The sequence below is a fragment of the Xenorhabdus taiwanensis genome (assembly GCF_036512875.1).
Classification (GTDB): domain Bacteria; phylum Pseudomonadota; class Gammaproteobacteria; order Enterobacterales; family Enterobacteriaceae; genus Xenorhabdus; species Xenorhabdus taiwanensis.
Genome location: NZ_AP028978.1, coordinates 2,961,630 through 2,985,079 on the forward strand (window position 1 = coordinate 2,961,630; position 23,450 = coordinate 2,985,079).

Here is a 23,450-nt window from a genome sequence, read left to right on the forward strand (position 1 = left end):
TGATTCAGGAGTAACTGCGTGCAACAACAGCGTTCGTCCTATTTGGGATTAGTATTGATCCTTGGTTTGCTTTCTATGTTAATGCCATTGGCAATTGATATGTATTTGCCGAGTATGCCAACTATCGCTGAGAGTTTTGGGGTCAGTGATGGTTTGGTACAAATGACGCTGAGTAGCTATATTTTGGGCTTTGCTATTGGTCAAATGATTTATGGGCCAATGTCGGATAGCTTAGGGCGCAAGCCAGTCATTTTGGGCGGTGTCATTGTTTTTGCTATCTCTTCTTCTGCATGTGCTTTAGCACAAGATATTGATACCTTTATTTCCATGCGTTTCTTACATGGCTTTTCTGCTGCGGCGGCTGGTGTTGTCATCAATGCTCTGATGCGTGATAGGTTCACAAAAGAGGAATTTTCCCGCAGTATGTCTTTTGTGACATTGGTGATGATCATCGCACCTTTATTGGCTCCCATGTTGGGTGGGATGTTGATGGTATGGTTTAATTGGCATGCTATTTTCTGGTCGATTGCTCTGGTTGCCGTCATTACTGTTGCTCTGGTGGCTGTCTTCATAGAAGAGACATTACCTAAAGAGAAAAGGCAAAAATTTAACTTAAAAACTACTGTAAGACAGTTCGTTATGCTGTTTCGGCAACGCCAGGTATTATGCTACATCTTAGCTAGTGGTTTCTCCTTTGCTGGCATGTTCTCTTTTCTCAGTGTTGGTGCGTTTGTGTACATCAAACTGAACGGTGTACCTGCGCAGCATTTTGGTTACTATTTTGGGTTGAATATTATTTTTCTGTTCATCATGGCAACTATCAATAGCCAGTGTGTACGCAAATATGGTCCGTTAAAAATGTTGCATATTGGGCTGTTTGTTCAATTTGTTGTGGGATTATGGTTACTGTTTAGTACCCTGTTTGATCTGGGATTTATTTCTCTGGTTATGGGGGTTGCCATTTATATCAGTGGAATTTCCATGATTACGTCTAACACTATGGCTGTTGTGTTGGATGATTATCCCCACATGGCTGGAACCGTTTCTTCACTGGCAGGCACTATCCGTTTTAGTATTGCTGCATCGGTGGGCGCTATTTTGTCTCTATTGCCTGAGAAGAATGCCTGGCCGATGGTCGGCTCAATGGCATTATGCGTGACATTAGCAATGATGCTTATTATCTATGCACGCAGTAAGTCGTATAAATAATCAGTATCATAACTAGTCATGTCCTGAGAGTAATTAAGTTCAGGCATAAAATATTTTTAGAGGCCATCTGCCAATAGGGGATGGCCTTTTGATTATCGGATGTTCTTTTTTCTGATAGCGAATAAAAAAATATTTATTTAAGTTTTTTTCCTAAAGTGCTCTGAGCCTTGGGAAAGTTATTAATTAAACTGATAAACAGGAAATATCGAGTAATTATCAAAAAATGTAGGAAATTTTTAATACTATCATATCCAGTTAGCGCTGGAATGTTGCTTTTTTGTTAATTTATCATAATGGCCTTATGACTATGGAAGGTTATAGGGTTGTTATTATTTAACCTATTGTAAATAAAAAGATTGTGGTTTTATTGGCACTTGGTAACGTTTGAAAGAAACAAATATGTAAATAAATCTTGAATTAAAGGTTGCTGTTTTGCATAAAAATAAGTTGAATTTTTTACCTAAACAGTATAAATATATATAAAATGCGAGCTGGGTCGCACTTTTTTTGAAGCAGGAAGTGAAGTAAGTGCGGTAACACGATTTTTATTTTAACCTTTTATTTACTTTTGTGTTGGGTGGTTATTCGGTTTTGACGAATCGATAATCTACAGCTGGTGGTTAGATGTATTAATGTTGTTTCTGATAGGAATGATGCGTGAATAATATCCAACTTTCGGTAGTACACAGACTGCCGCAAAGTTATCGGTGGTCAACTGGTTTCGTTGGTACAAAAGTTGAAATTTTACCAGCAGAAGAAACAGATTTAGGAAATAGCCTAATGGGGCTGAAATTATTAAGCCATGAAGGCGAAGAAGCACGGGAAATTTTGCATGTTATAAATCAGTCTATTGCTGATATGCAGATACCGAGTGCCGTGATTGAATGGGAAGGAGAACCCTGTTTGTTTTTTGCTAAGGAAGATGAGAGTGCAGTGATATGTCGTTTAAAGACGTTAGGCGCTGCAATTGCAGAAAATATAACTGCGCTGTATCCACTATGATTTTATCCATTGATAAAAAACGCTTCTTAAATAGAAGCGTTTTTTAATGTCTGCAAGGGAAAACTCAGTAATAAAACACGTTAGATGTCGGTCAAATCGAGGCTTCTATGTTATCTGATAACACGCGCCTTGCACCATAGTAGCGTTTACTCCAGTAAATATCGGTCAATTTGGAAACGATAACCCCATTACTGGTTGAAGCATGGACAAACTGATTATTGCCGATGTAGATACCGACATGACGCCTGTGAATCCCTGTCTTAAACAGTACCAGGTCACCAGCCCGCAATTTAGAGCGACTAACGGTTTGTCCTATATTTTGTTGTTCAAATGTGGAACGTGGTAACTCCATACCAAATTGATCATGAAAAGTACGTTGCACAAAAGCAGAACAATCGATACCGCGTTTAGTATTTCCACCAAGCCGATAGGCTACGCCTTTCCAGTCAGCGTATTGATTGAGTATTTTAGATTTAATATCTAACTTGTTGACCAGGGTTTCAAATTCATCCTGAGATGCTTGCAGTAAATAATGCTTTCCAGTGTTTACTGCATGCGTCTCAGTTTGTTTATTGCGTAGGTTAGAATCTGGCGAACTACATGCGGTCAGTGCGACTGCCGCTATAATTGCGGGGATCAGCCGTAAGATGTATCTCAGTGTTGGTTTAGATTTAACCATTTATTGATTTTTCCTTGCAGTCCTTGACGTGACTTAGCACCACCATGAAAACACTAAATGTTGTAAAGCCTAGTCAGAATAGGGTGGATTAACAAATTTTCTGTCCATAAAGTGTGCGAAACAACACATTTTATTATTATCTTTACAAAACATATTATTTTAATAAACAGACCGCAGGAAAGATTACTGAAATCATTAGTAAAAAGCGAGAGACAAAAAGAGTTCTTTACAAAAAATTAGATTAAGAACTAATAGGTTAGAATGGTTTGTTGCCATTTTATACTATTTTGGTAAATATGAGATGATATTGAGGAGATAACAGGTATCTCCTCAATATTATGAGCTTAATTATCGCGTCTGATATGCGGTAATTTCTTGTCCAGCCATGCAGCCATAATATCACTTAATGGGGTTAGTAATATCCAGCTCATACCGATCAATGTTAAAGATAAAGAGCCGACTGCAATATCTGTAAACCAGTGAGCACCTGCCATAATACGGGGAAGAGCAAAAGCGACCATAATCAGTAGAGCAATACAGAATGCACTGCGGGAGATATAACGCAGAATGAAGCTGCTGAAAATTAAGAGCATTAAACCGTGATCACCAGGGAAACTGTCTTTGGAGGAATCTTTTGTATGCCAACTGGTTATCTCGTTTATGCGATTAACATTTTCAAATGTCAGCGTTGGACTTGGGCGGCTGACGGGGATTTGATGGCCTATTTGATTAATGATAACGGCAGAGATAAGCATTACGAAACCAATCATGAAAAGTCGGCGCTTACCGGCGTGATCCTGTTTGCGAAATGCGCTGTAATAAAGTAAGCCCATGCATAAAAGTGATATGACATCGAATGCCCTAACATTCGCGATAGCTACAAATAGGGAAAATTTTGAATCTGGTAATAATTTTTCATTAAAAAAATAAAAAATAGCGGAATCAAGATGGAACCAAAAGCCGTGATTCTCAGGCAAGTACCATGAGAGGAACAGGGCAATACCAAGAATATTAAGGATAAATATAGCGAGTGGGTGACTGCGAGTCATGAGATACCTATTTAACACGTAAAGTGGAGTTTGGTAGACAAATTAACTTGGGAAGGGACTATAACAAAATTTATGAGAAAGCGTAATCACCATTAGATACCGTGGTTAAGGTGTAGTTATATCAGTATATTTGTATAGTTCACCGCTAAACTTTATTGTTGTCAAATATGCAAATAGTTTTATGATATCGGAAAAATAGCTAAAACCCCACAGCAGTACCGGTAATATATATTTGATGCAATGTCAACGCCTGACTATTATTAAATAACTATCAATTGATTTTATCATATTCTAACTTATTAGAATATTATATCGAATTGTGGTTCGAGTTAATAAAAAGTATAAAGAAAAAGTTTCATTTGACGTTATATCGTTATATGGCAGAGCGTTACACCATTATCTGGTTTTCAAATTAGCGCGGGCTAAAGTTGAAAAAAAGATAATAACACTTGTAGTGGAGGTTGAATGCTTATGTTGCGAAAAATGACGACTTTTTTGTTCATGTCTTTATCTTATTATCCTGTAATGGCGAATTATTCATCACCCTCCAGTTCTGGAACTATTTACTTCCATGGTGCTATCGTTGAGTCTCCATGCCAACTTAGTTGGGATAAAGAGCATACTGAAATGGTCTGCTGGTATAATGGTAAACAGTTAATTAAAGAAAAAAGCATAAAATATCAAAAGGATAGTAAGTCGCCATTATCTATTGGAAAAAATATTGGAACAGAAGAAATAAAATGGATCGGAAAAAATAAGGAATTGGGTATTGTTACTATAACTTATCATTAAATGTTACGTAAAAGTATAATAATTATTTATTTAATCTAAATATTATAAAATAAAATCAATAAACTTATCTGTGATTTAGTTCAAATAATGATTGCTAATAACAGTTTTGTTAATTAATCAATAAGAATGGTATGTCTATTTTTTAATTAAAAAATTACTTTTGATATTTATCAATAAAAGTTCTTAATGTCGTATTTTTCTTACGTGAAATAGTTATTATGGAGATGAAGGAATAAAGGGTAGCTGAGTTTTAGTTAATGGAAAAACGAAAGTGAGGTAACCATGAAAAATTATCTTAAGCTGTTAATGAGTTGTTTATTGGTTTCATGGCTTTCTTATGGATATGCCGAATCTAAAGGCGGAATTATTCGGTTTTCAGGTGCGATTGTTGATCCAGGATGTCAGGTTGTTATATCAAACACTCAAGCCAATATCTCTTGCTATCGATTAGGTAAAAATCTCACTGTTAAACACATCATTTCAACTCACAAAACGAAAGGCGATGTTATGCTTCCTGGTAACATAGGTGTTTCCAGAGTGAAGTGGACTGATAATCAGAAACGTGTGGCAATTGTTAATGTGGATTACTTCTAACTTCAAAGATGATGAGTTGCTCTTTGCATCGAGTGTTATTCCCGTCAAAAGAGCAACTCATATTAAGGATAAAGAATTAGTCACAACGTCCCATATAGCGACGCTCTGCAATATGAATGCGGATTTTTTCACCAGAACTCAAGTATTCAGGAACTTGAATAGTCAATCCTGTACTCATTTTAGCCGGTTTAGTGCGAGCACTGGCTGATGCACCCTTAATACCTGGTGATGTTTCTTCAATGACCATATCAACAGTCTGAGGCAATTCAAGCGCTAACAATTGCCCATCCATTGTCAGGACCTGCATTCCTGGTAAACCTTCTTCGGGAATAAATAGCAGTTCTTCTTCGATTTGCTCTTTTTTGAAGTGATAAGGGGTGAAATCTTCGTCATCCATAAAGATATATTCATCACCATCAATATAGGAAAAACTGACGCTACGGCGGGTCAATGTGATGGTTTCAAGAATGTCATCACCTTTGAAACGTTCTTCCACTTTCTGACCAGTACGAATATCAGTAAAACGCATCTTATATAGCGTGCTGGCGCCGCGTGCGCTGGGTGATTGAATATCGATGTCTTTAACTAATAACAGCTTTCCATTATAGCTGATTGCAGCGCCGCGCTTAATTTCATTGGCTTTAGCCATAGATACCTTCCGTAGAAACAAGAAAATAGTGGAATGAATATTTAAGTGGCGACAAAATTACTCGCAGTTGGCCTATTAGGCAAGAGATGAATGAATGCCCCAGTAAAAATACTGAGGCGGAAGGAAAGCATTAACGATAAACTGGCAACAAATCAAACAAAGAGAGAATGTGTGCTAGCATATTTATCAAACCGAATAGGATAACAAAGACAATCAAAAAATTACCGCCTGGAGCCCGATAGCTGGATGCTGGAAAGCGTTTACGGCTTGCTCGGGCCATTAAAGCCGGAACAATAACTGCCCAAATGGTTGCTGCCAGACCAGCAAAACCGATTGCATAGAGGAAACCGTTTGGAAAAATCAGTGACAATGCAGTCGGGGGAACGAATGTAATCAGTGCTGTTTTAAAACGACCATTGTGGGTATCGTCAGATTTAAAGCAGTCTGCCAGATAATCAAACAATCCTAATGATACACCCAAGAATGAACTCGCTAACGCCATATATGAGAAGGCATTTAAGAATTGAGTTATTGTCGTATTATCAGAAGTATTATCCATCTGCTGCAATAAGTTACCAATATTACCGCCATCAGCAATGATTTGCTTAAAGGCTTCACGTGAAATATTTCCCTGAATGACGTACTGCCATAATATGTAAATCGCTAACGTTATTAATGTCCCGTATAGCAAGCTGTGTGTGACGGCTTTACTGTCTTTATGGTAATACTTCACCAGACCCGGAACGTTGCCGTGATAGCCAAATGAGGCTAGCAAATAAGGCAACGAGATTAAAGCATAGGGTAAATAGTCTGAATTGGTATTGGCTTGATCAAATAAGATAGCTGGCTTAACCTCGGTGAACATACCGCCGACAGACATAATAAAGGTAAGCACCATGCCACCTATCAAGATAGTGCTTAAGCGATCTACAGCCTTAGTTGATATCCAGACAATAAAGGCAACGATAAAGGCAAAACATAATCCAGATATTGATTGAGGTAGCGGAATAATGCTTTCGATATTGTGAGAAAGTATTGAACCACCTGCTGAAATATAAGCGTAGGTTAATATATACAGAACGAAGGCAATGGATAAGTCATTGAGAGAACACCAGCCTTTGCCTAGTAAGTCCTTGGTAACAGTATGAAAACTGGAACCAGCGGGGTAATTCATATTGGCTTCCAGAATCATCAGGCCAGAGAAGTACATACATGTACAGGTATACAACAGCAAAATGATTGATCCTGTAAACCAGACACCTGATGTGACAATCGGAATGGAAAACATACCTGCGCCGACAGCAGTACCGGCAATGATCATAGCGCCACCAAATATAGAGGGGCGTTTCAAATTTTGCGTTACCTCAATGGTCATATAGACTCCCTGATGAATGGTGTTACCTTGTACTAGCGCAACGATACATAAATAAATTATATGTGTAAACAAATAATTAAGAAAAATAATTAAATTTCTTTTGTCGCATTTTGCATATAAGGGTAGGGCAGGTTATCTGAGAAAACCCGCCTGAAGGGAGCTTGGTATTAATTTGCGAAATAGAACTGCGCTTTTTGCCATAATTTGATGGCATTACGGCTAGCCTCAAAATGAGGTTCGGGGAGATAGTTAGGATCACACCACATTAATTGTTCACACTTTTCGGGTTCCATTAATTGCGGTTCACCTCCGGTATATTGTGCCAGCAAACAGACTGAAACAGTGTGTTTTCCTTCCTCGCGATAGGTTTCGAGATTATTGCAAATACCATAAACTTTGGGGTCTTGGATTGTTAGGCCAATTTCTTCTTTGATTTCACGAATCGCGCACTCTTCAAAGGATTCGCCGGGATCAACATGACCACCGAAGATTGACCAGTATGGCGCATGCTGGCTGGTACGTTTTCCCAGTAGAATTTCGCCCTTATCATTGATGATGATGACACCCACTCCGACAACGACTGACACAGATATATTCCTCCGGCTAGTATTACTTACTTTGATTCAGATTGATTTTAGTCATCTAATCAGAAATTATTCCGTTGCATATTCTTACTTTTAGATTGCGTTAACACAATGATCGATCAGACTATAATTTTAACTGAAACGATTCAATTTTGATGTTATAAATAACAGATAAAACTTAATGTTATTTATGACTGTTTATTCAGGAGATACCGGGCAAGATGAGCCGCCGAGTTGCCACAATTACCTTAAACCCAGCTTATGATTTAGTTGGCTTATGCCCAGATATTGTTAAGGGAAATGTTAACCGTGTACAGACGGCAGGGCTTCACGCTGCTGGTAAAGGAAACAATGTTGCGAAGGTACTGCGTGATTTAGGCATTGATGTTACTGTCAGTGGTTTTCTGGGACGAGAGAATCAGGAAGGGTTTCAGCAGTTTTTTAACGAAAACAGGATGGTAAATCGTTTTCATCTCGTCTCTGGACGAACGCGTATTAATGTCAAGCTGACGGAAAAACAGGGTGAAGTGACAGATTTCAATTTTTCGGGTTTCCATGTGACAGAAGAAGAATGGAATCGGTTTGTCAGTGATTCTCTGACATGGCTGGGACAGTTCGATATGGTTGTTGTCAGTGGTAGTTTGCCCGAAGGGATCAAAGCAGAATCATTTGCGGATTGGATGATGCAATTACGACAGTCTTGTCCCTGTGTTATTTTCGACAGTAGCCGTGAAGCTCTCGTTGCAGGCTTAAAAGCATTACCCTGGCTGGTAAAACCCAATCGCCATGAATTGGAAATTTGGGCGGGTAAGCCATTGCCGGATTTGGATAGCGTTATTGATGCAGCTCATGAATTGCGTAATAGAGGGATCGCCCACGTTGTTATTTCACTGGGAGAGCAGGGAGCATTATGGGTCAATGCCTCTGGTTCATGGCTGGCAAAACCACCACATTGTGAAGTGGTCAGCACAGTTGGGGCAGGGGACTCTATGGTCGGAGGACTGGTCTATGGTTTGCTGATGAGAGAATCCAGTGAACACACATTGCGTCTGGCGACCGCAGTGTCTGCACTCACGGTTAGCCAGCCGAATGTCGGAATTAAAAGCCGCACTGAACTTGCATCAATGATGGCAAAGATCGAGTTAATTTCAGTCAGGTAATTAACTTTGCTGGGATTTTAGCCAGGCAATTTCTTCAGCCCAAATATCTGGATTGATCGTTTCAAGAACCAGCGGAATACCATTGAAACGGTCATCTTTCATGATATAGCTGAACGGTGTTTTACCAATATTGCCTTCACCAAGGCTGTGATGTCGGTCAACACGGCTGGAAAATTCACTTTTGGCATCGTTTAGATGCATGGCTTTAAGATATTTGAATCCAACGATTTCATCGAATGCCCTGAAAGTCGCATCGCAATCTTTTCTGGTGCGCAAATCGTAACCAGCCGCAAAAGCGTGGCAGGTGTCAATACAGACTCCAACTCGGGTTTTGTCCTCGACACCATCAATAATTGCCGCCAGTTGTTCGAATTTAAAACCAAGATTGGTGCCTTGTCCGGCGGTATTTTCGATAACAGCAGTGACGCCTTGTGTTTTATTCAACGTAATATTAATAGATTCCGCAATACGAGCGAGGCACTTATCGATGTCAATTTTGTTGAGATGGCTGCCCGGATGGAAATTCAGTAGGTCAATGCCTAACTGTTCACAGCGTTGCATTTCATCAAGGAACGCAGCTCGGGATTTTTCCAGACCGTCTATTTCAGGATGACCAAGGTTAATTAGGTAGCTGTCATGGGGAAGAATTTGTCGGCTACCATAACCGTAACGTTCACAGTTTGCTTTGAATTTATCAATGACATCTGTCGATAATGGCGGGGCATACCATTGACGCTGGTTTTTTGTGAACAAGGCAAATGCCGTTGCATTTAATTCATGAGCACGGATCACTGCCTGATCAACACCGCCCGAAGCGCTCACATGGGCTCCAACAAATTTCATCTTATTTTCTCCTGTGTTTTCGTCATTATGGCATTGTTCATCTGATTGATAAAATTTTGGCAGCAAAAGTCAATTTAATATTCCTTCGTTTTAAATTAGCCCAATAAATGATGGATACCCTGATTGACGATTAATCCTCCCACGACTAGCCAGATAAACAAAATAAGCGCCAACAAGATAGGCTTAACTCCAGCCTGACGAATAGCACTGATACGGGTGGTTAACCCTAAAGCAACCATGGCCATTGCCAGCATGATGGTATCGGCAGAAACAATATGGTTAACAAGGGATGCAGGTAATAGATGAAAAGAGTTGAAACCCGCAACGGCAATAAAGAACACAGCAAACCATGGAATGGTGATTGGGGATTTTTGGGGATGGATATTACAATTTTTACCTTCCATGCGGCTGAGGTAGCCGGAAAGCAGTAATAGAAAAGGTGCCAATAGCATAACGCGGATCATTTTACTGATAACCGCTGCATTTTCGGCATCGTTGCCTAACGCATGCCCAATAGCAACAACCTGAGCTACTTCATGAACAGTTGAACCCGAAAAAATACCAAATGTTTCCTGAGTAAAATTAAACCACTGGTAGTGGGTATTGAGTTGATAAATCCACGGATAAATAAAGATTGCCAGTGTACCAAAAATAACGACTGTAGAGACGGCGACGGCAACTTTGCTGGCAGAGGCTTTGACAATGGGTTCTGTTGCCATAACCGCGGCGGCTCCACAAATACTACTTCCCGCACCAATCAGGATCACGGTTTGTCTGTCCAGTCGAAAAAAAGTACGCCCAATCCATAATGCCATAAGAAATGTTGATGAAAGCATGATGATATCGATCAATACTCCAGTTGCGCCAACATCTGTGATTTGTTGGAAAGTCAGGCGAAATCCATAAAGAATAATGCCTGCTCGCAATAGGTAATGTTTGCAAAAATGGATACCGCTATCACAGGTGGATTTTAAGAGAGGATACAGAGTATTGCCGATAATGATCCCCAATAAGATGGCAAGTGTCAGGACACCCAATCCCATATTTATAAGCCAAGGAATAGTCCCGATATAGATGACGATTGCCGTCAGGACTGCGACTAACAGGATACCGGGAATTAATTTTAAGGCAGTATTCTGGTGAGCTTTGGTAAATTCCTCTGCTTGATTTTCAGACATAGTGGCGGCTCTATTAACTTATGCATTTTAGGAATAAGCATATAGAAGTTTTTTAAATCAATAAAATTCATAATATTTATATATAAAAACACTAAAATAGATTAATTAAGGATGACTTTTGTTAAGTTGCGTAATACTGTCTAAAATCAAGACTATCTTTCCCTTTTATTTCACTTCCCGTGAGGCCATATGCGTATCACTCTGAGACAACTGGAGATTTTTGCAGAAGTTCTGAAAAGTGGTTCAACGACACAGGCTTCTCAGCAATTGGCGTTATCACAATCTGCGGTGAGTGCTTCACTAACAGATCTTGAAGGACAGTTGGGAGTACAACTGTTTGATAGAGTCGGAAAACGTCTGGTTACCAATGAACATGGGCGTTTGCTCTATCCTAAGGCATTGGCATTACTTGAACAGGCTGGTGAAGTGGAACAGCTTTTCAAACTTGAATTGGGTGCATTGCGGTTAGCGGCCAGCAGTACGATTGGCAATTATATGTTGCCTGAAATGCTGGCGAGGTACCGTCAGGATTATCCTGCGACACCATTGGAATTAAATATCAGTAATACTGGAGATGTAATCAAGGCAGTTGCTGAGTTTCGTGTTGATTTGGGATTGATTGAAGGATTGTGTCACGATCCTGAATTGATCACACAGCCGTGGATGAAAGATGAGTTGATCGTTTTTTCCTCTCCAGAAAGCCCATTGTTGCAACGTGAGCTAAGTGTGGAGGATTTGATCAAAGCGCCTTGGATATTGAGAGAAAAAGGTTCAGGAACAAGAGAAATCTTGGATCATCTTTTGTTCTCACAAATGCCAAGATTCAATATTGCGATGGAGCTGGGTAATTCGGAAGCCATTAAACATGCTGTTCAATATGGAATGGGAATCAGTTGTCTTTCACGGCGAGTTGTTCAGGAACAATTGAAAAATGGCACATTATCTGAACTTGTTATTCCTGGACTTAGTCTCAATCGCACCTTGTACCTGATTTACCATCGTCAAAAACATATATCCAATGCGTTACGGAAGTTACTGAGTTATTGTAACTAATATTGAGAATATAATCGTGTAGCTAATAATTGGCTGTGGATTATGAAGGTATCTTATAACCACGAATCGTTGCTATTCTGGAGACGAGGATTTGTTACAATTCCGCATTAAATTTATTTTAAATGATATAGGAATAGAATGTCTCGCGAAGAAAGTATGCCACGGGATCAGGCTCCAACAACCCTGCGCCGTGAATTAAAAGCACGACATATGGCAATGATTGCCATAGGTGGATCAATTGGCACGGGATTATTTGTTGCTTCTGGTGCAACAATTTCTCAGGCTGGCCCTGGTGGGGCTTTACTTTCCTATGCATTAATTGGCTTAATGGTCTACTTCTTGATGACCAGCTTAGGCGAATTGGCGGCGTACATGCCAGTTTCAGGATCGTTTTCAACTTATGGTTCCAAATATGTTGATGAGGGTTTTGGCTTCGCTTTAGGGTGGAACTATTGGTACAACTGGGCGGTGACGATTGCGGTTGACCTTGTCGCTGCGCAACTGGTGATGGGATATTGGTTTAATGATGTTCCTGGTTGGGTATGGAGTGCGTTGTTTCTTGTCCTGATTTTCTTGTTGAACTTTATTTCCGTCAAAGGATTTGGTGAGGCAGAGTATTGGTTCTCCCTGATTAAAGTTTCCACGGTTATTGTGTTCATTGTTGTTGGTATTTTAATGATTACCGGCATCATGAAAGGTGCTGAAGGTGCAGGTTGGCATAATTGGGCAGTTGATGACGCTCCTTTTGCGGGCGGTTTTGCAGCCATGATCGGGGTGGCAATGATTGTCGGTTTTTCCTTTCAAGGAACAGAGCTGATAGGTATTACCGCGGGGGAGTCTAAAGATCCAGCGAAAAATATCCCTCGTGCGGTGCGTAAAGTATTCTGGCGTATCTTATTGTTCTATGTATTTGCGATTTTAATCATCAGCCTGATCATTCCTTATACTGACCCTAATTTGTTGCGCAATGGCGTGAAAGATATCAGTGTGAGTCCATTTACGCTGGTATTTGAAAATGCTGGCTTATTATCAGCGGCTGCCATAATGAATGCAGTGATATTAACTGCTGTTCTGTCAGCAGGAAATTCAGGGATGTATGCTTCTACTCGTATGCTATTCACTCTGGCAAAAGAGGGTAAGGCTCCGAAAATTTTTAGTCATCTGTCTAAAGGTGGTGTTCCGCGTAATGCGCTTTATGCTACGACCGTGGTAGCAGGGCTGTGTTTTCTTAGTTCTATGTTTGGTAACCAAACAGTCTATTTGTGGTTATTGAATACTTCAGGTATGACCGGATTTATTGCATGGCTCGGAATTGCAATCAGCCATTACCGTTTTCGCAAAGGCTATATCGCTCAAGGTTTGGATATCAATGATCTGCCATATCGTTCAGGTTTTTTCCCGATTGGGCCGATTTTCGCCTTTATCTTATGTTTAGTGATTACGTTAGGCCAAAATTATCAGGCATTTTTGCAAGATAAGATCGACTGGTACGGAGTGACTGCGACCTACATTGGTCTCCCGTTATTCCTGATTATTTGGTTTAGTTACAAGTTAAAAAAGAAAACTCGCTTTGTTAAGTACAGTGAGATGGAATTTCCAGTATTCAAATATACCGATAAAGAATAATTTGTTAACTAATTATCAATAATATGATAATTTTTAATTAAAGTATTATTGGTTTTGTTTTACAGAAAACTGCCTATTCTGTGATGGAATTGGCAGTTTTTATTTTTCAGGGAATTAGGGAAAGAATATCGATGGTAAATTTCTGCTATACCATTCCAATCGCATTGATAAGTATTCTTATTTGCTTTATTGTTATCGGCACAATTGTTGTATTGAAGAGGCTAACTAAAGTGAAGTTTGTATTTCGATCAGTCGTGAAAGGTATGAGTATCAGTCTGATGGCAGGTTCTGCGATGATGGCAAGTTTTGCATCTTGGGCTGAAACAGTCACTGATGTTGCCGGACGTACTGTTGAGGTGCCAGAGAAAATCAATCGTATCTTGTTAGGTGAAGGTCGTCTATTCCATTCTGTTGCCATATTGGAAGGAGATAAACCTCTGGCTCGTATCGCTGGCTGGCAAGGTGATTTCCGTAAACTGGACCCACAAACTTACGCTATTTATCAAGCTAAATTTCCTGAAATCGATAATATCCCTCTGATTGGTAACACCAGCGCTGATAGTGTCAGCTCTGAGAAAGTGCTTACACTCAATCCTGACGTTGCAATTTTTGGTCTGTCTGGACATGGCCCAGGAAAAAATAGTGAGTTGGTAAAACAGTTGGAGAAAGCGGGTATACCTGTTGTTTTTGTCGATTTCCGCAATGATCCCCTGAAAAATACATTACCTAGCATCCGTATGCTGGGCAAAATCTTGCATCGTGAAGATCAGGCTAATGCTTACGCTGATTTTTATGAAAAAAATCTAAAATTAGTCACTGATATTACGGATCGTATACCAGACGCTGAGAAGCCTTCTGTATTTATTGAGCTTCTGGCAGGTTTTAGTGAAGATTGCTGTGGTACAGCAGGTAACGGCAATATGGGGAATTTCATTGATTTGGCCGGTGGCAAAAACATCGCCAAAGAAGTACTGCCTTCTCCATTGGGCACAATGAATCTGGAAAAAGTCATTGCTGAAGACCCTTATATTTACATCGCGAGCGGTGCGCAAGATCCAGGTGACAAAGGTGAGGGGATCAAAATGGGAGCCCAAACTTCTGCCGATACTACCCGCGCAGGCCTGAAAGAAATCACTGAACGTAAAGGTATCAATAACTTAACTGCCGTTAAGGAAGGGCGTAGCTATGCTATTTGGCATCACTACTATAACTCTCCTTATAATGTTGTTGTTACACAAGTTTTTGCTAAATGGTTCTATCCTGAAAAATTCGCTGATTTAGATCCGCAACAAACATTGAAAGAACTTCACAATAAATTCTTGGCCATTGAACCGGTAGGTACATATTGGGTCAGCGAGAAATAAGCAGTAACAGGTAATAAAAATGAGTGTCACTACCGAGCCTATGCCAATGGTGAAAAAACAATTAAGTGAATGCGATATAAAAGCACATTATCGTCGTATCCTGCGCCGACGTATTGCATGGATATTATTCATCGTCCTGGCGATTGGCATTTCTGTTGTACTGGATTTTACCATGGGACCATCAGGGTTATCGCTGCAAACCCTCTGGCAAACACTGTTTTCACCAGAGAGTGTTAACACAGTAACACAGGTGATTGTTTGGGATATTCGATTGCCCTATGCCCTAATGGCGGTAGTGATCGGCTTATCACTGGGACTGGCTGGTGCTGAAATGCAGACAATTTTGAATAACCCGCTAGCCAGCCCATTTACTTTGGGGGTTTCCAATGCTGCTTCTTTTGGCGCAGCATTAGCCATCGTGCTTGGTATTGGCATTCCTGGGATACCGGATCAATGGTTTATCTCCGCAAACGCTTTTCTCTTTGCATTTTTGGCGGCTTTAATGCTTGATGGTATTACCCGTTGGACAAGAGTTGCAACCTCAGGCGTTGTATTGTTCGGAATTGCGATGGTGTTTACCTTCGAGGCGTTAGTTGCAATGATGCAATTTATCGCTACGGAAGATACCTTACAGGGGTTGATTTTCTGGACAATGGGTAGCCTTGCCAGGGCAACATGGGAAAAATTGGGTATTATGGTATTAGTTTTCTCTGTCATTATGCCTCTCTCATTGAGCAATTCTTGGAAATTGACCGCACTGCGTCTGGGAGAAGATCGAGCTATCAGTTTTGGCATTAATATTAGCCGCCTTCGTTTAGGAACATTATTGCGTATCAGTATCCTGACTGCATTGGCGGTTGCATTTGTTGGTCCTATTGCTTTTATTGGATTGGTGGCTCCTCATATCGCCAGAATGATGTTTGGTGAAGATCACCGTTTCTTCTTGCCTGCAAGTGCGTTGATTGGTGCATTAGTTTTGTCCATAGCTTCCATTGCTTCTAAGAATCTGATACCGGGCATTATTATACCGGTTGGGATAGTGACATCGTTGGTGGGTGTACCTTTCTTCCTTAGCATAATCTTACGCCATAGGGGAAATGTATGAGTCAGGGATTAAAAATCAATTGCCTGACGGCGGGATATCCAAAGCATTCCGTGATTGAAAATCTGGATGTCAACACATTGCCACGTGGTCAAATCACGGTATTGTTGGGGCCGAATGGTTGTGGTAAATCCACGCTTCTGCGTTCACTGGCTGGATTGAATAAAGCCAGTGGCGAACTGCTGTTGGATGGGCAGAATCTGATGAAGATGAATTTTGCTCAACGTGCCCAAAACGTCGTTTATTTGCCTCAAACATTACCGGCAGGTGTACATCTTCATGTATTGGAATCGGTGATTGTTGCTCAACGAGCATCAGGGGGGGTAAGCAATAGCCAATGTGAACAAGAAGTCATGGAGCTATTACGCCAGCTTGGTATTGAGCATTTAGCACTCAGATATTTGGATCAACTATCTGGTGGTCAAAAACAGTTAGTTGGATTGGCCCAATCATTAATCCGTCGTCCGACATTATTATTATTAGATGAACCATTAAGTGCGTTGGATTTAAATTACCAATACCATGTAATGGATTTAGTTGCACGTGAAACGCGCCGTCGTAATATTATTACGATTGTTGTTGTTCACGATATTAATATTGCATTGCGTCATGGTGAGCATGTGTTAATGCTAAAAAAAGGTAAATTAATTTCTGAAGGTAAACCTGAGCAGGTTATTACACCAAGTAGTCTGGCAGAAGTTTATGGCATTAAAGGCCGAATTGAACGTTGTTCTCAGGGAATACCACAAGTATTAATTGATGGTTTAGTGACAGAATTAGTCAGTTAGAATAATAAAACCATAATTCACTTTAATAAAACTAAAGTGTAATTTAATAAATTTAACCCTGACAGGAATAAATTAATTACCATTTTTAATTAATATTTCTCTTTCTTATAAATATTAATCATTATACTTAACATCTGGACATCCTATAGAATCATCCCGTCATCAACTTTGTCATGATGGGATGATTTTTTTTACTATCAAAAAAATCATAATTAAATGGTAAATAGTTTTCCTCTGTGCTAAAAATTTATCAAAGGTCAATCAACGGATCTGATGGCATTAGATTTCAGCACTAACTCAGTAAGAGCCTGCTCCATAAGGTTCTGTAGTGTCGTAAAAAATAATAAATTTTAGTGTTATCGCGCTTGCTATTTCTGGACTTGAAGGGCAAAATGCGTGCACTAAAAATAACTGGTGCGTAAATATGCATCAGTTATTTTTTTTGCTTTGAATTATTTTTTACAACACCAAGAGGCCGGATTCTGTTCCGGATCGATATTGACCCAAGCAACCATAATTGAAACGAGGTTGCTGTACTGAGGAATGCAAATATGGAGCAATTATTCTCTTTTGCACTTGTGCCAATTGGCGCTCGTTGCTGCAACGATGACTACGGGGCACGGCCCTCTGTCAATTCACCGTTCACCAATTCTTCTTTCTTTTCTGTTTATAGACAGAAGCGAAGTCTGCCCAGTAACTATCGATTAAGTAGTTGTATCAGTACCCAGATCGAAGTTATGGGAGGTTTCGCTCATGTTGCATAATACCACCACTCCCGTTGCTGCTGCTGCACTTGGTATTAACCAAGCCAGTTCTGACAACCGCGTTCAACTGAGAAGAACACTGACTCTGTTTCAAGTCGTCATGATGGGGCTTGCCTATCTGCAGCCAATGACTATTTTTGATACATTTGGAATTGTCTCTGGTTTGACTGGTGGGCATGTTGCAACATCCTATGCTATTGCATTAACTGCAATTCTATTTACAGCGCTAAGTTATGGGAAATTAATAAAGCGTTTTCCATCGGCGGGTTCTGCTTATACTTACGTACAAAAATCAATGAGCCCTCATCTTGGATTTATGGTGGGTTGGTCTTCTTTACTGGATTATATGTTGATGCCGATGATCAATGTATTATTGGCAAAGATTTACCTACAGGCTTTGTTCCCTGGCATTGAACCATGGATCTTTGTAGTCGTGTTGACTGCACTTATGACAATCATCAATCTGAGTGGTATCAATGTCGTTGCTAATATCAATAGCATCGTTGTGATTGTCCAGATTGCGGTTATGGTAATACTTGTTGGGCTAATGATCCGTGGTGTTTATAATGGAGAAGGTGCAGGAACGTTACTGAGTATTCAGCCATTTACATCAGAGGAAGCACAATTAATTCCGATGATTACTGGTGCGACAATACTTTGCTTCTCATTTCTTGGGTTTGATGGCATTAGCTCTTTGTCGGAAGAAACACCAAATGCAGGCAAGGTTGTTCCTAAAGCCATTTTCCTGACTGCGTTAATTGGTGGTATTATCTTCATTGCAGTATCTTATTTCTTACAGCTTTATTTCCCGGATATTTCCCGGTTTAAAAACCCAGACGCTTCCCAGCCAGAAATTATTCTTTATGTTGCTGGTGCGTTATTCCAGTATGTGATTCTCATATTCTCCAGTGTCACGGTAATGGCTTCTGGTATGGCTGCACATGCGGGTGTATCTCGTTTGCTCTATGTCATGGGACGTGACGGCGTACTGCCTGAAAAAATATTTGCATATATTCACCCTAAGTGGCGTACTCCAGCCATTAACGTGATATTGGTCGGTATTATCGCCTTATCAGCATGTTGGTTAGATCTGGTGACTGCGACAGCATTAATCAATTTTGGTGCATTGGTTGCCTTTACGTTCGTTAATTTATCGGTGATTTCCCAATTCTATATTCGTGAACGTCGTAATAATACCTTGAAAGACACCTTGAACTTCTTGATCTTGCCACTTCTTGGTGCTGCAACTGTGGGTGTTTTATGGATGAATTTAGAATCAAACTCGATGGAGTTAGGCTTGATATGGGGAGGCATTGGTCTTATTTACATGTTTTTCCTGACTCGTAGCTTCCGTCAACCGATGCCACAGTTTACTGAATCGTAATCAGAAAACATTTCAGGTTACTGCTATAACTAAAAAACAGCATCGTCAGGTGCTGTTTTTTTATTATGGCTTTAGCCAGTTTAAGTCGCGTTAGCGTCTTAAACATAAAACCACCCGCTTTGCGGGTGGAGTTCAAAGGTTATACCAAGAAAAACACCTTTCCGTTACGATATAGATGTTCAAGCTAATACTCGTAACTCAAATAAGGAAAGGTGTTTATGGGCATTAAAGCACAAAGCTCAGCGCATACAAAGTGGCTGTGTAAATACCATATCGTCTTTTCGCCGAAATATAGACGGAAAGTGATTTTTAATAATATTCGTTCAAGTGTGGGAGAGATCCTCAGAGACCTTTGTAAGTATAAAGGTGTGGAAATAATCGAAGGTCATCTCATGCCAGATCATGTTCATATGTTGGTGAGTATTCCACCAAAGCTAAGCGTTTCAAGCTTTATGGGATATTTGAAGGGTAAAAGTTCGTTGATGATCTTTGATAGACACGCCAATTTAAAATATAAATTTGGCAACAGAAAGTTTTGGGCGGAAGGGTTCTATGTCAGTACGGTAGGGCTAAATGAAGCGACAATTCAAAAGTATATCAGAGAGCAAGAAAAGTCGGATTTAATCTCGGATAAATTGAGTAGTAAAGAGCATGTAGACCCCTTCAAGGGGTAGGCCAAAGCAGCAAAGACACTTAGCTTGAACGAAGAGAAAGCAGCGTCATTTAGGCGCAGTCGGTAACAAGCCCTTATAGGGCAAGAGCAAACCACCCGTTATACGGGTGGTTATGATTTTGAAATGACAAAGAAGAGTATAAATCATACAAATTTTATCAAAAAGCATCATATAATAAGGAAATTTTCCATACCTGTTTTCATTACAAGCCTGTCTGGCCCGAGTAAGGTAAGAGAGCTATTATGAACGATGTCAGAAATCTCCAAAATCAACGATTAATTGCCACTCTCACGAATATTGTTGGATCTTCTCATATTCTCACTGAACCTAGAAAAACGGAACGTTACCGCAAAGGCTTTCGTTCTGGGCAAGGGGATGCTCTTGCAGTTGTATCTCCGGGTTCATTATTAGAACAGTGGAAAGTATTTAAAGCTTGTGTTGAAGCTGACAAAATTATTTTGATGCAGGCTGCTAATACTGGATTAACGGAAGGGTCAACACCGAGTGGCAATGATTATGACCGTGATATCGTCATTATTAGTACCTTACGAATGGATAAAATTCAGATTCTGCAATCAACGAACCAAGTTATTGCGTTCCCTGGTAGTACGTTGTGGCATTTAGAAAAAGTATTAAAACCATTGGGACGTGAACCACACTCAGTTATTGGATCGTCCTGTATTGGGGCATCCGTTATTGGTGGGATTTGTAATAACTCAGGAGGTTCTTTGGTTCGGCGTGGACCAGCTTATACTGAAATGGCACTCTATGGCCGTGTTAATGAGAAGGGAGAAGCTGAACTGATTAACCATTTGGGAATATCGTTGGGTGATCAACCTGAAGATATCTTGACCTGTCTGGAAGAGCAACGTTATCGAATCGAAGATATTCAGCATAGTGACAGGGTCGCTTCTGATCATGAATATTCACAGCGTGTGCGGGATGTTGATGCAGACACGCCATCACGGTTTAATGCTGATGAGCGCAGGCTGTTTGAAGCCTCTGGTTGTGCGGGTAAATTGGTTGTTTTTGCTGTTCGACTTGATACTTTTCCGGCAGAGCCATCGTCACAGGTTTTTTATATCGGCACTAATCAACCCGAGGTACTGACAGAATTGCGGCGTCATATTCTATCGAATTTTCAGCATTTGCCAGTCGCTGGGGAGTATATGCATCGGGATATATTTGATATTGCAGAAATATATGGGAAAGACACCTTTGTTATGATTGATAAACTCGGCACAGATAAAATGCCAATGTTTTTTAATTTGAAAGGGCGAATGGATGCCATATTAGGTAAAGTGCCATTTTTGCCGGCACATTTAACAGATCGTGTTATGCAGGGAGTGAGTCGTTTATTCCCCTCCCACTTACCCACTCGCCTGAAAGAATACCGAAATCGTTTTGAACATCACTTAATGCTGAAAATGTCAGGTGAAGGTATAAAAGAAGCGAATGAGTGGCTGGAAAAGTACTTCAAGCAGATTGATGGGGAGTATTTTGCTTGTACTCCTGAAGAAGGGGCGAAGGCATTTTTGCACCGTTTTGCAGCCGCAGGAGCCGCTATTCGTTATCAGGCTGTTCACAGTGGTGAAGTGGAAGATATTTTGGCATTGGATATTGCTTTGCGGCGTAATGATCGTGAATGGCTTGAAACCTTACCTGCCGAAATCAATGAAGTATTAGTTCATAAGTTATATTACGGGCATTTTATGTGCTATGTATTCCACCAGGACTATATTGTTAAAAAAGGAACAGATATCCATGCATTGAAAACAAAAATGCTGGAAATTTTGCATCAGCGCGGCGCTGAATACCCTGCTGAACATAACGTTGGTCACTTGTATAAAGCCAAACCCCAGCTCAAGCATTTCTATCAAACGATTGATCCAACTAATACCTTAAATCCTGGAATTGGGAAAACCTCTAGGCTGAAAAATTGGGGTGAAGAATGTGGTTGCCAAGTTGCCGGGCATTCACATGATTAGTTTGCTTTGATGATGGCGTAAAATAGAAAAAGACAACACCTTGGTGTATTTGTCTTTTTCTGTATTTATTGGGTAGTTGTATAAAAGCTTTAACCGGCTATTTGAATTGCATAATCAACCAATGCTTTTAACTGGCGACACTTTTCTTCATCAGACTGATATTCAATAAAAAGTTCTTCAATAGCTGCAAGGTATTGGCTGATGTTTTCCTGTGTTAATGTATCCTGCCGATGACGTAACCAACGTTGTTGCTCGTCATCATCCAATGTCGCTGGATAATTTCTCGCACGATAGCGGAATAACAGTGGCTTAATGCGTGCATCCTGGAATGTTAAATCCAAGGCAGGCAAGTTCTGGGGAGAGGTTTCTCGGATAATTTCCATTGCAGTTTTATCAGCATCGCTGAAAAAGCCACTATAGAGCTTAGTATCGACATTATCAGATTCTGGGAACGTTTCTTGATGAGAGAACAGTTCAACGACTTTCTCCCTGATTTGCGGATTATTGCGCAATATAACCAGATTTTGCTCACATCGGTTGCGATCTAATCCTACTCGCTCTGCATCTTTTGACCGCAAGGTATTTTCTGGTGCAATGATTGGACATTTATTAATGTGTACGAGTTTAATGGGAAGCGGGCTTTGATCTGGCTGTAATTCATCCCGTCGGGTATACAAACGCTCACGTAATTCATTTGCGCTAAGTTCTAACAGTGGAGTGATATCGCCAGCTAAATCGCACATGATAACCGCATTACGGTTACTCGGATGCCACGCCAAAGGGGCGACAAGGCTAACATTACTGCGCAGAACCCCAAACATACCTGATACATGAACCAGAGGTTTCATTTGTGGGATATCGATTTGATGGCTGACTTTCTGTTTATTTCTTAACTGGAAAAAGTAATCAAACAATTTAGGTTGAGCTTTTTTCACCAGCTTTGCCATTGCGATAGTGGCATAAACATCCGACATGGCATCATGAGCATGAGTATGCTCAATTCCATTGGCTTTTGTCAGATGTTCTAATTTGAAGCTAGGTAATCCTGCCTCATTGTCTGGCCAGACAATACCTTCTGGACGCAATGCATAGCAGGCGCGTAATACATCGAGCAAATCCCAGCGGGAGTTGCCATTTTGCCAGCTATAGGCGTAAGGATCGTAAAAGTTACGATAGAAGATATTACGGCTAACTTCGTCATCAAAACGAATGTTGTTATATCCAAGAATACATGTATTGGATTTGCTGAATGCTTCATGGATTCGCTGGGCGAATTCGGCCTCATTAACGCCGTTTTTCAATGCCAATTGGGGGGTAATACCTGTGATCATGACAGCTTCAGGATCGGGAAGATAATCATCAGCGGGAGCACAATACACCACCAAAGGTTCTTCAATGATATTGAAATCACTGTCAGTACGAATTCCTGCAAATTGTGCTGGGCGATCTAAGGCCGGATGTTTACCAAAAGTTTCATAATCATGAAAGTAGAATGATGATTGTTTGTTATCGGTAGGCAAGGTTTTTTTCCGTAAATTTTTGGTGTTTATGTTCATGATTTTAATGATCTTATGAACTAAATTTAACTGTTTT

The 23,450-nt window shown here is 40.3% G+C and carries 21 protein-coding genes; 13 read left to right on the plus strand and 8 right to left on the minus strand.

The features are described 5' to 3' along the window. Window positions 1–18: 18 nt before the first annotated feature. Window positions 19–1,209, plus strand: coding sequence for a Bcr/CflA family multidrug efflux MFS transporter (locus ACE1SE_RS13595; protein WP_374051350.1), 1,191 nt, complete (start codon window positions 19–21; stop codon window positions 1,207–1,209). 657 nt (window positions 1,210–1,866) lie between these two features. Beyond that, the gene (locus tag ACE1SE_RS13600; RefSeq protein ID WP_193848728.1) at window positions 1,867–2,211 is read left to right on the plus strand and encodes a YejG family protein; all 345 of its coding nucleotides are present in this window, start codon (window positions 1,867–1,869) and stop codon (window positions 2,209–2,211) included. A 91-nt stretch (window positions 2,212–2,302) separates the two neighbouring features. Here the strand turns inward: ACE1SE_RS13600 and mepS are convergent, their stop codons facing one another. Continuing rightward, on the minus strand, window positions 2,303–2,890 hold the full coding sequence (gene mepS, locus ACE1SE_RS13605) for a bifunctional murein DD-endopeptidase/murein LD-carboxypeptidase (RefSeq protein ID WP_374051351.1): 588 nt from the start codon (window positions 2,888–2,890) through the stop codon (window positions 2,303–2,305). Window positions 2,891–3,234: 344 nt separating this feature from the next. Then, the gene (locus ACE1SE_RS13610) at window positions 3,235–3,939 is read right to left on the minus strand and encodes a phosphatase PAP2 family protein (protein ID WP_374051352.1); all 705 of its coding nucleotides are present in this window, start codon (window positions 3,937–3,939) and stop codon (window positions 3,235–3,237) included. Window positions 3,940–4,404: 465 nt separating this feature from the next. On the opposite strand from ACE1SE_RS13610, the gene ACE1SE_RS13615 reads away from it, so the two are divergent. Together ACE1SE_RS13615 and ACE1SE_RS13620 are read left to right on the plus strand one after the other, a co-directional pair. Next, window positions 4,405–4,731, plus strand: coding sequence for a YmdA family protein (locus ACE1SE_RS13615; RefSeq protein ID WP_374051353.1), 327 nt, complete (start codon window positions 4,405–4,407; stop codon window positions 4,729–4,731). Between the two features lie 282 nt (window positions 4,732–5,013). Continuing rightward, complete coding sequence (locus tag ACE1SE_RS13620; protein WP_374051354.1) at window positions 5,014–5,325, plus strand: YmdA family protein; 312 nt, start codon at window positions 5,014–5,016, stop codon at window positions 5,323–5,325. Window positions 5,326–5,401: 76 nt separating this feature from the next. On the opposite strand, the gene yeiP is transcribed toward ACE1SE_RS13620, so the two are convergent. The 3 genes from yeiP to ACE1SE_RS13635 form a co-directional block, all read right to left on the minus strand. Next, complete coding sequence (gene yeiP, locus ACE1SE_RS13625; RefSeq protein WP_374051355.1) at window positions 5,402–5,974, minus strand: elongation factor P-like protein YeiP; 573 nt, start codon at window positions 5,972–5,974, stop codon at window positions 5,402–5,404. A 130-nt stretch (window positions 5,975–6,104) separates the two neighbouring features. Then, window positions 6,105–7,349 (minus strand): tryptophan permease, encoded by a 1,245-nt coding sequence (gene mtr / locus ACE1SE_RS13630; protein ID WP_374051356.1) that lies wholly within the window; start codon window positions 7,347–7,349, stop codon window positions 6,105–6,107. A 167-nt stretch (window positions 7,350–7,516) separates the two neighbouring features. Beyond that, complete coding sequence (locus ACE1SE_RS13635; protein WP_374051357.1) at window positions 7,517–7,936, minus strand: nucleotide triphosphate diphosphatase NUDT15; 420 nt, start codon at window positions 7,934–7,936, stop codon at window positions 7,517–7,519. A gap of 218 nt (window positions 7,937–8,154) precedes the next feature. On the opposite strand from ACE1SE_RS13635, the gene fruK reads away from it, so the two are divergent. After that, a complete protein-coding gene (gene fruK / locus ACE1SE_RS13640) occupies window positions 8,155–9,093 on the plus strand; it encodes a 1-phosphofructokinase (protein ID WP_374051358.1) in 939 nt (312 codons plus the stop codon). Here the strand turns inward: fruK and nfo are convergent, their stop codons facing one another. Together nfo and ACE1SE_RS13650 are read right to left on the minus strand one after the other, a co-directional pair. Continuing rightward, window positions 9,094–9,936 (minus strand): deoxyribonuclease IV, encoded by an 843-nt coding sequence (gene nfo, locus ACE1SE_RS13645; protein WP_374051359.1) that lies wholly within the window; start codon window positions 9,934–9,936, stop codon window positions 9,094–9,096. 95 nt (window positions 9,937–10,031) lie between these two features. Continuing rightward, window positions 10,032–11,114 (minus strand): YeiH family protein, encoded by a 1,083-nt coding sequence (locus ACE1SE_RS13650; protein WP_374051360.1) that lies wholly within the window; start codon window positions 11,112–11,114, stop codon window positions 10,032–10,034. Window positions 11,115–11,303: 189 nt separating this feature from the next. Between ACE1SE_RS13650 and yieE the strand changes: the two genes are divergently transcribed. From yieE to dld, 8 genes are all read left to right on the plus strand, one after another. Then, complete coding sequence (gene yieE, locus ACE1SE_RS13655; RefSeq protein ID WP_374051361.1) at window positions 11,304–12,167, plus strand: DNA-binding transcriptional regulator YeiE; 864 nt, start codon at window positions 11,304–11,306, stop codon at window positions 12,165–12,167. A gap of 138 nt (window positions 12,168–12,305) precedes the next feature. Beyond that, entirely contained in the window at window positions 12,306–13,793 is a 1,488-nt protein-coding gene (locus tag ACE1SE_RS13660) for an amino acid permease (protein WP_374051362.1), read from the plus strand. 230 nt (window positions 13,794–14,023) lie between these two features. Next, window positions 14,024–15,157 (plus strand): ABC transporter substrate-binding protein, encoded by a 1,134-nt coding sequence (locus ACE1SE_RS13665; protein WP_374051363.1) that lies wholly within the window; start codon window positions 14,024–14,026, stop codon window positions 15,155–15,157. A 19-nt stretch (window positions 15,158–15,176) separates the two neighbouring features. Further along, window positions 15,177–16,262 carry a FecCD family ABC transporter permease gene (locus ACE1SE_RS13670; RefSeq protein ID WP_374051364.1) on the plus strand — a complete coding sequence of 362 codons (1,086 nt, stop codon included), beginning with the start codon at window positions 15,177–15,179 and terminating at the stop codon, window positions 16,260–16,262. Next, window positions 16,259–17,047, plus strand: a complete 789-nt coding sequence (locus ACE1SE_RS13675; protein ID WP_374051365.1) for an ABC transporter ATP-binding protein — start codon at window positions 16,259–16,261, stop codon at window positions 17,045–17,047. The genes ACE1SE_RS13670 and ACE1SE_RS13675 overlap by 4 nt, the downstream gene beginning before the upstream one ends. 753 nt (window positions 17,048–17,800) lie before the next feature. After that, on the plus strand, window positions 17,801–19,195 hold the full coding sequence (locus tag ACE1SE_RS13680; RefSeq protein ID WP_374051366.1) for an APC family permease: 1,395 nt from the start codon (window positions 17,801–17,803) through the stop codon (window positions 19,193–19,195). 218 nt (window positions 19,196–19,413) lie between these two features. Then, window positions 19,414–19,869 (plus strand): IS200/IS605 family transposase, encoded by a 456-nt coding sequence (gene tnpA, locus ACE1SE_RS13685; protein WP_099118097.1) that lies wholly within the window; start codon window positions 19,414–19,416, stop codon window positions 19,867–19,869. 242 nt (window positions 19,870–20,111) lie between these two features. Next, window positions 20,112–21,857 (plus strand): D-lactate dehydrogenase, encoded by a 1,746-nt coding sequence (gene dld / locus ACE1SE_RS13690; protein ID WP_374051367.1) that lies wholly within the window; start codon window positions 20,112–20,114, stop codon window positions 21,855–21,857. 89 nt (window positions 21,858–21,946) lie between these two features. On the opposite strand, the gene sbcB is transcribed toward dld, so the two are convergent. Continuing rightward, window positions 21,947–23,413, minus strand: coding sequence for an exodeoxyribonuclease I (gene sbcB, locus ACE1SE_RS13695; protein WP_374051368.1), 1,467 nt, complete (start codon window positions 23,411–23,413; stop codon window positions 21,947–21,949). Window positions 23,414–23,450: the final 37 nt, after the last annotated feature.

Coding starts and splice junctions, on each gene's coding strand:
- nfo (WP_374051359.1), bottom strand. CDS start 9,936: ATGAAATTTGTTGGAGCCCATGTGAGCGCTTCGGGCGGTGTTGATCAG.
- ACE1SE_RS13610 (WP_374051352.1), bottom strand. CDS start 3,939: ATGACTCGCAGTCACCCACTCGCTATATTTATCCTTAATATTCTTGGT.
- ACE1SE_RS13670 (WP_374051364.1), top strand. CDS start 15,177: ATGAGTGTCACTACCGAGCCTATGCCAATGGTGAAAAAACAATTAAGT.
- ACE1SE_RS13650 (WP_374051360.1), bottom strand. CDS start 11,114: ATGTCTGAAAATCAAGCAGAGGAATTTACCAAAGCTCACCAGAATACT.
- sbcB (WP_374051368.1), bottom strand. CDS start 23,413: ATGAACATAAACACCAAAAATTTACGGAAAAAAACCTTGCCTACCGAT.
- ACE1SE_RS13675 (WP_374051365.1), top strand. CDS start 16,259: ATGAGTCAGGGATTAAAAATCAATTGCCTGACGGCGGGATATCCAAAG.
- tnpA (WP_099118097.1), top strand. CDS start 19,414: ATGGGCATTAAAGCACAAAGCTCAGCGCATACAAAGTGGCTGTGTAAA.
- yieE (WP_374051361.1), top strand. CDS start 11,304: ATGCGTATCACTCTGAGACAACTGGAGATTTTTGCAGAAGTTCTGAAA.
- mepS (WP_374051351.1), bottom strand. CDS start 2,890: ATGGTTAAATCTAAACCAACACTGAGATACATCTTACGGCTGATCCCC.
- dld (WP_374051367.1), top strand. CDS start 20,112: ATGAACGATGTCAGAAATCTCCAAAATCAACGATTAATTGCCACTCTC.
- mtr (WP_374051356.1), bottom strand. CDS start 7,349: ATGACCATTGAGGTAACGCAAAATTTGAAACGCCCCTCTATATTTGGT.
- yeiP (WP_374051355.1), bottom strand. CDS start 5,974: ATGGCTAAAGCCAATGAAATTAAGCGCGGCGCTGCAATCAGCTATAAT.
- ACE1SE_RS13680 (WP_374051366.1), top strand. CDS start 17,801: ATGTTGCATAATACCACCACTCCCGTTGCTGCTGCTGCACTTGGTATT.
- fruK (WP_374051358.1), top strand. CDS start 8,155: ATGAGCCGCCGAGTTGCCACAATTACCTTAAACCCAGCTTATGATTTA.
- ACE1SE_RS13620 (WP_374051354.1), top strand. CDS start 5,014: ATGAAAAATTATCTTAAGCTGTTAATGAGTTGTTTATTGGTTTCATGG.
- ACE1SE_RS13615 (WP_374051353.1), top strand. CDS start 4,405: ATGCTTATGTTGCGAAAAATGACGACTTTTTTGTTCATGTCTTTATCT.
- ACE1SE_RS13660 (WP_374051362.1), top strand. CDS start 12,306: ATGTCTCGCGAAGAAAGTATGCCACGGGATCAGGCTCCAACAACCCTG.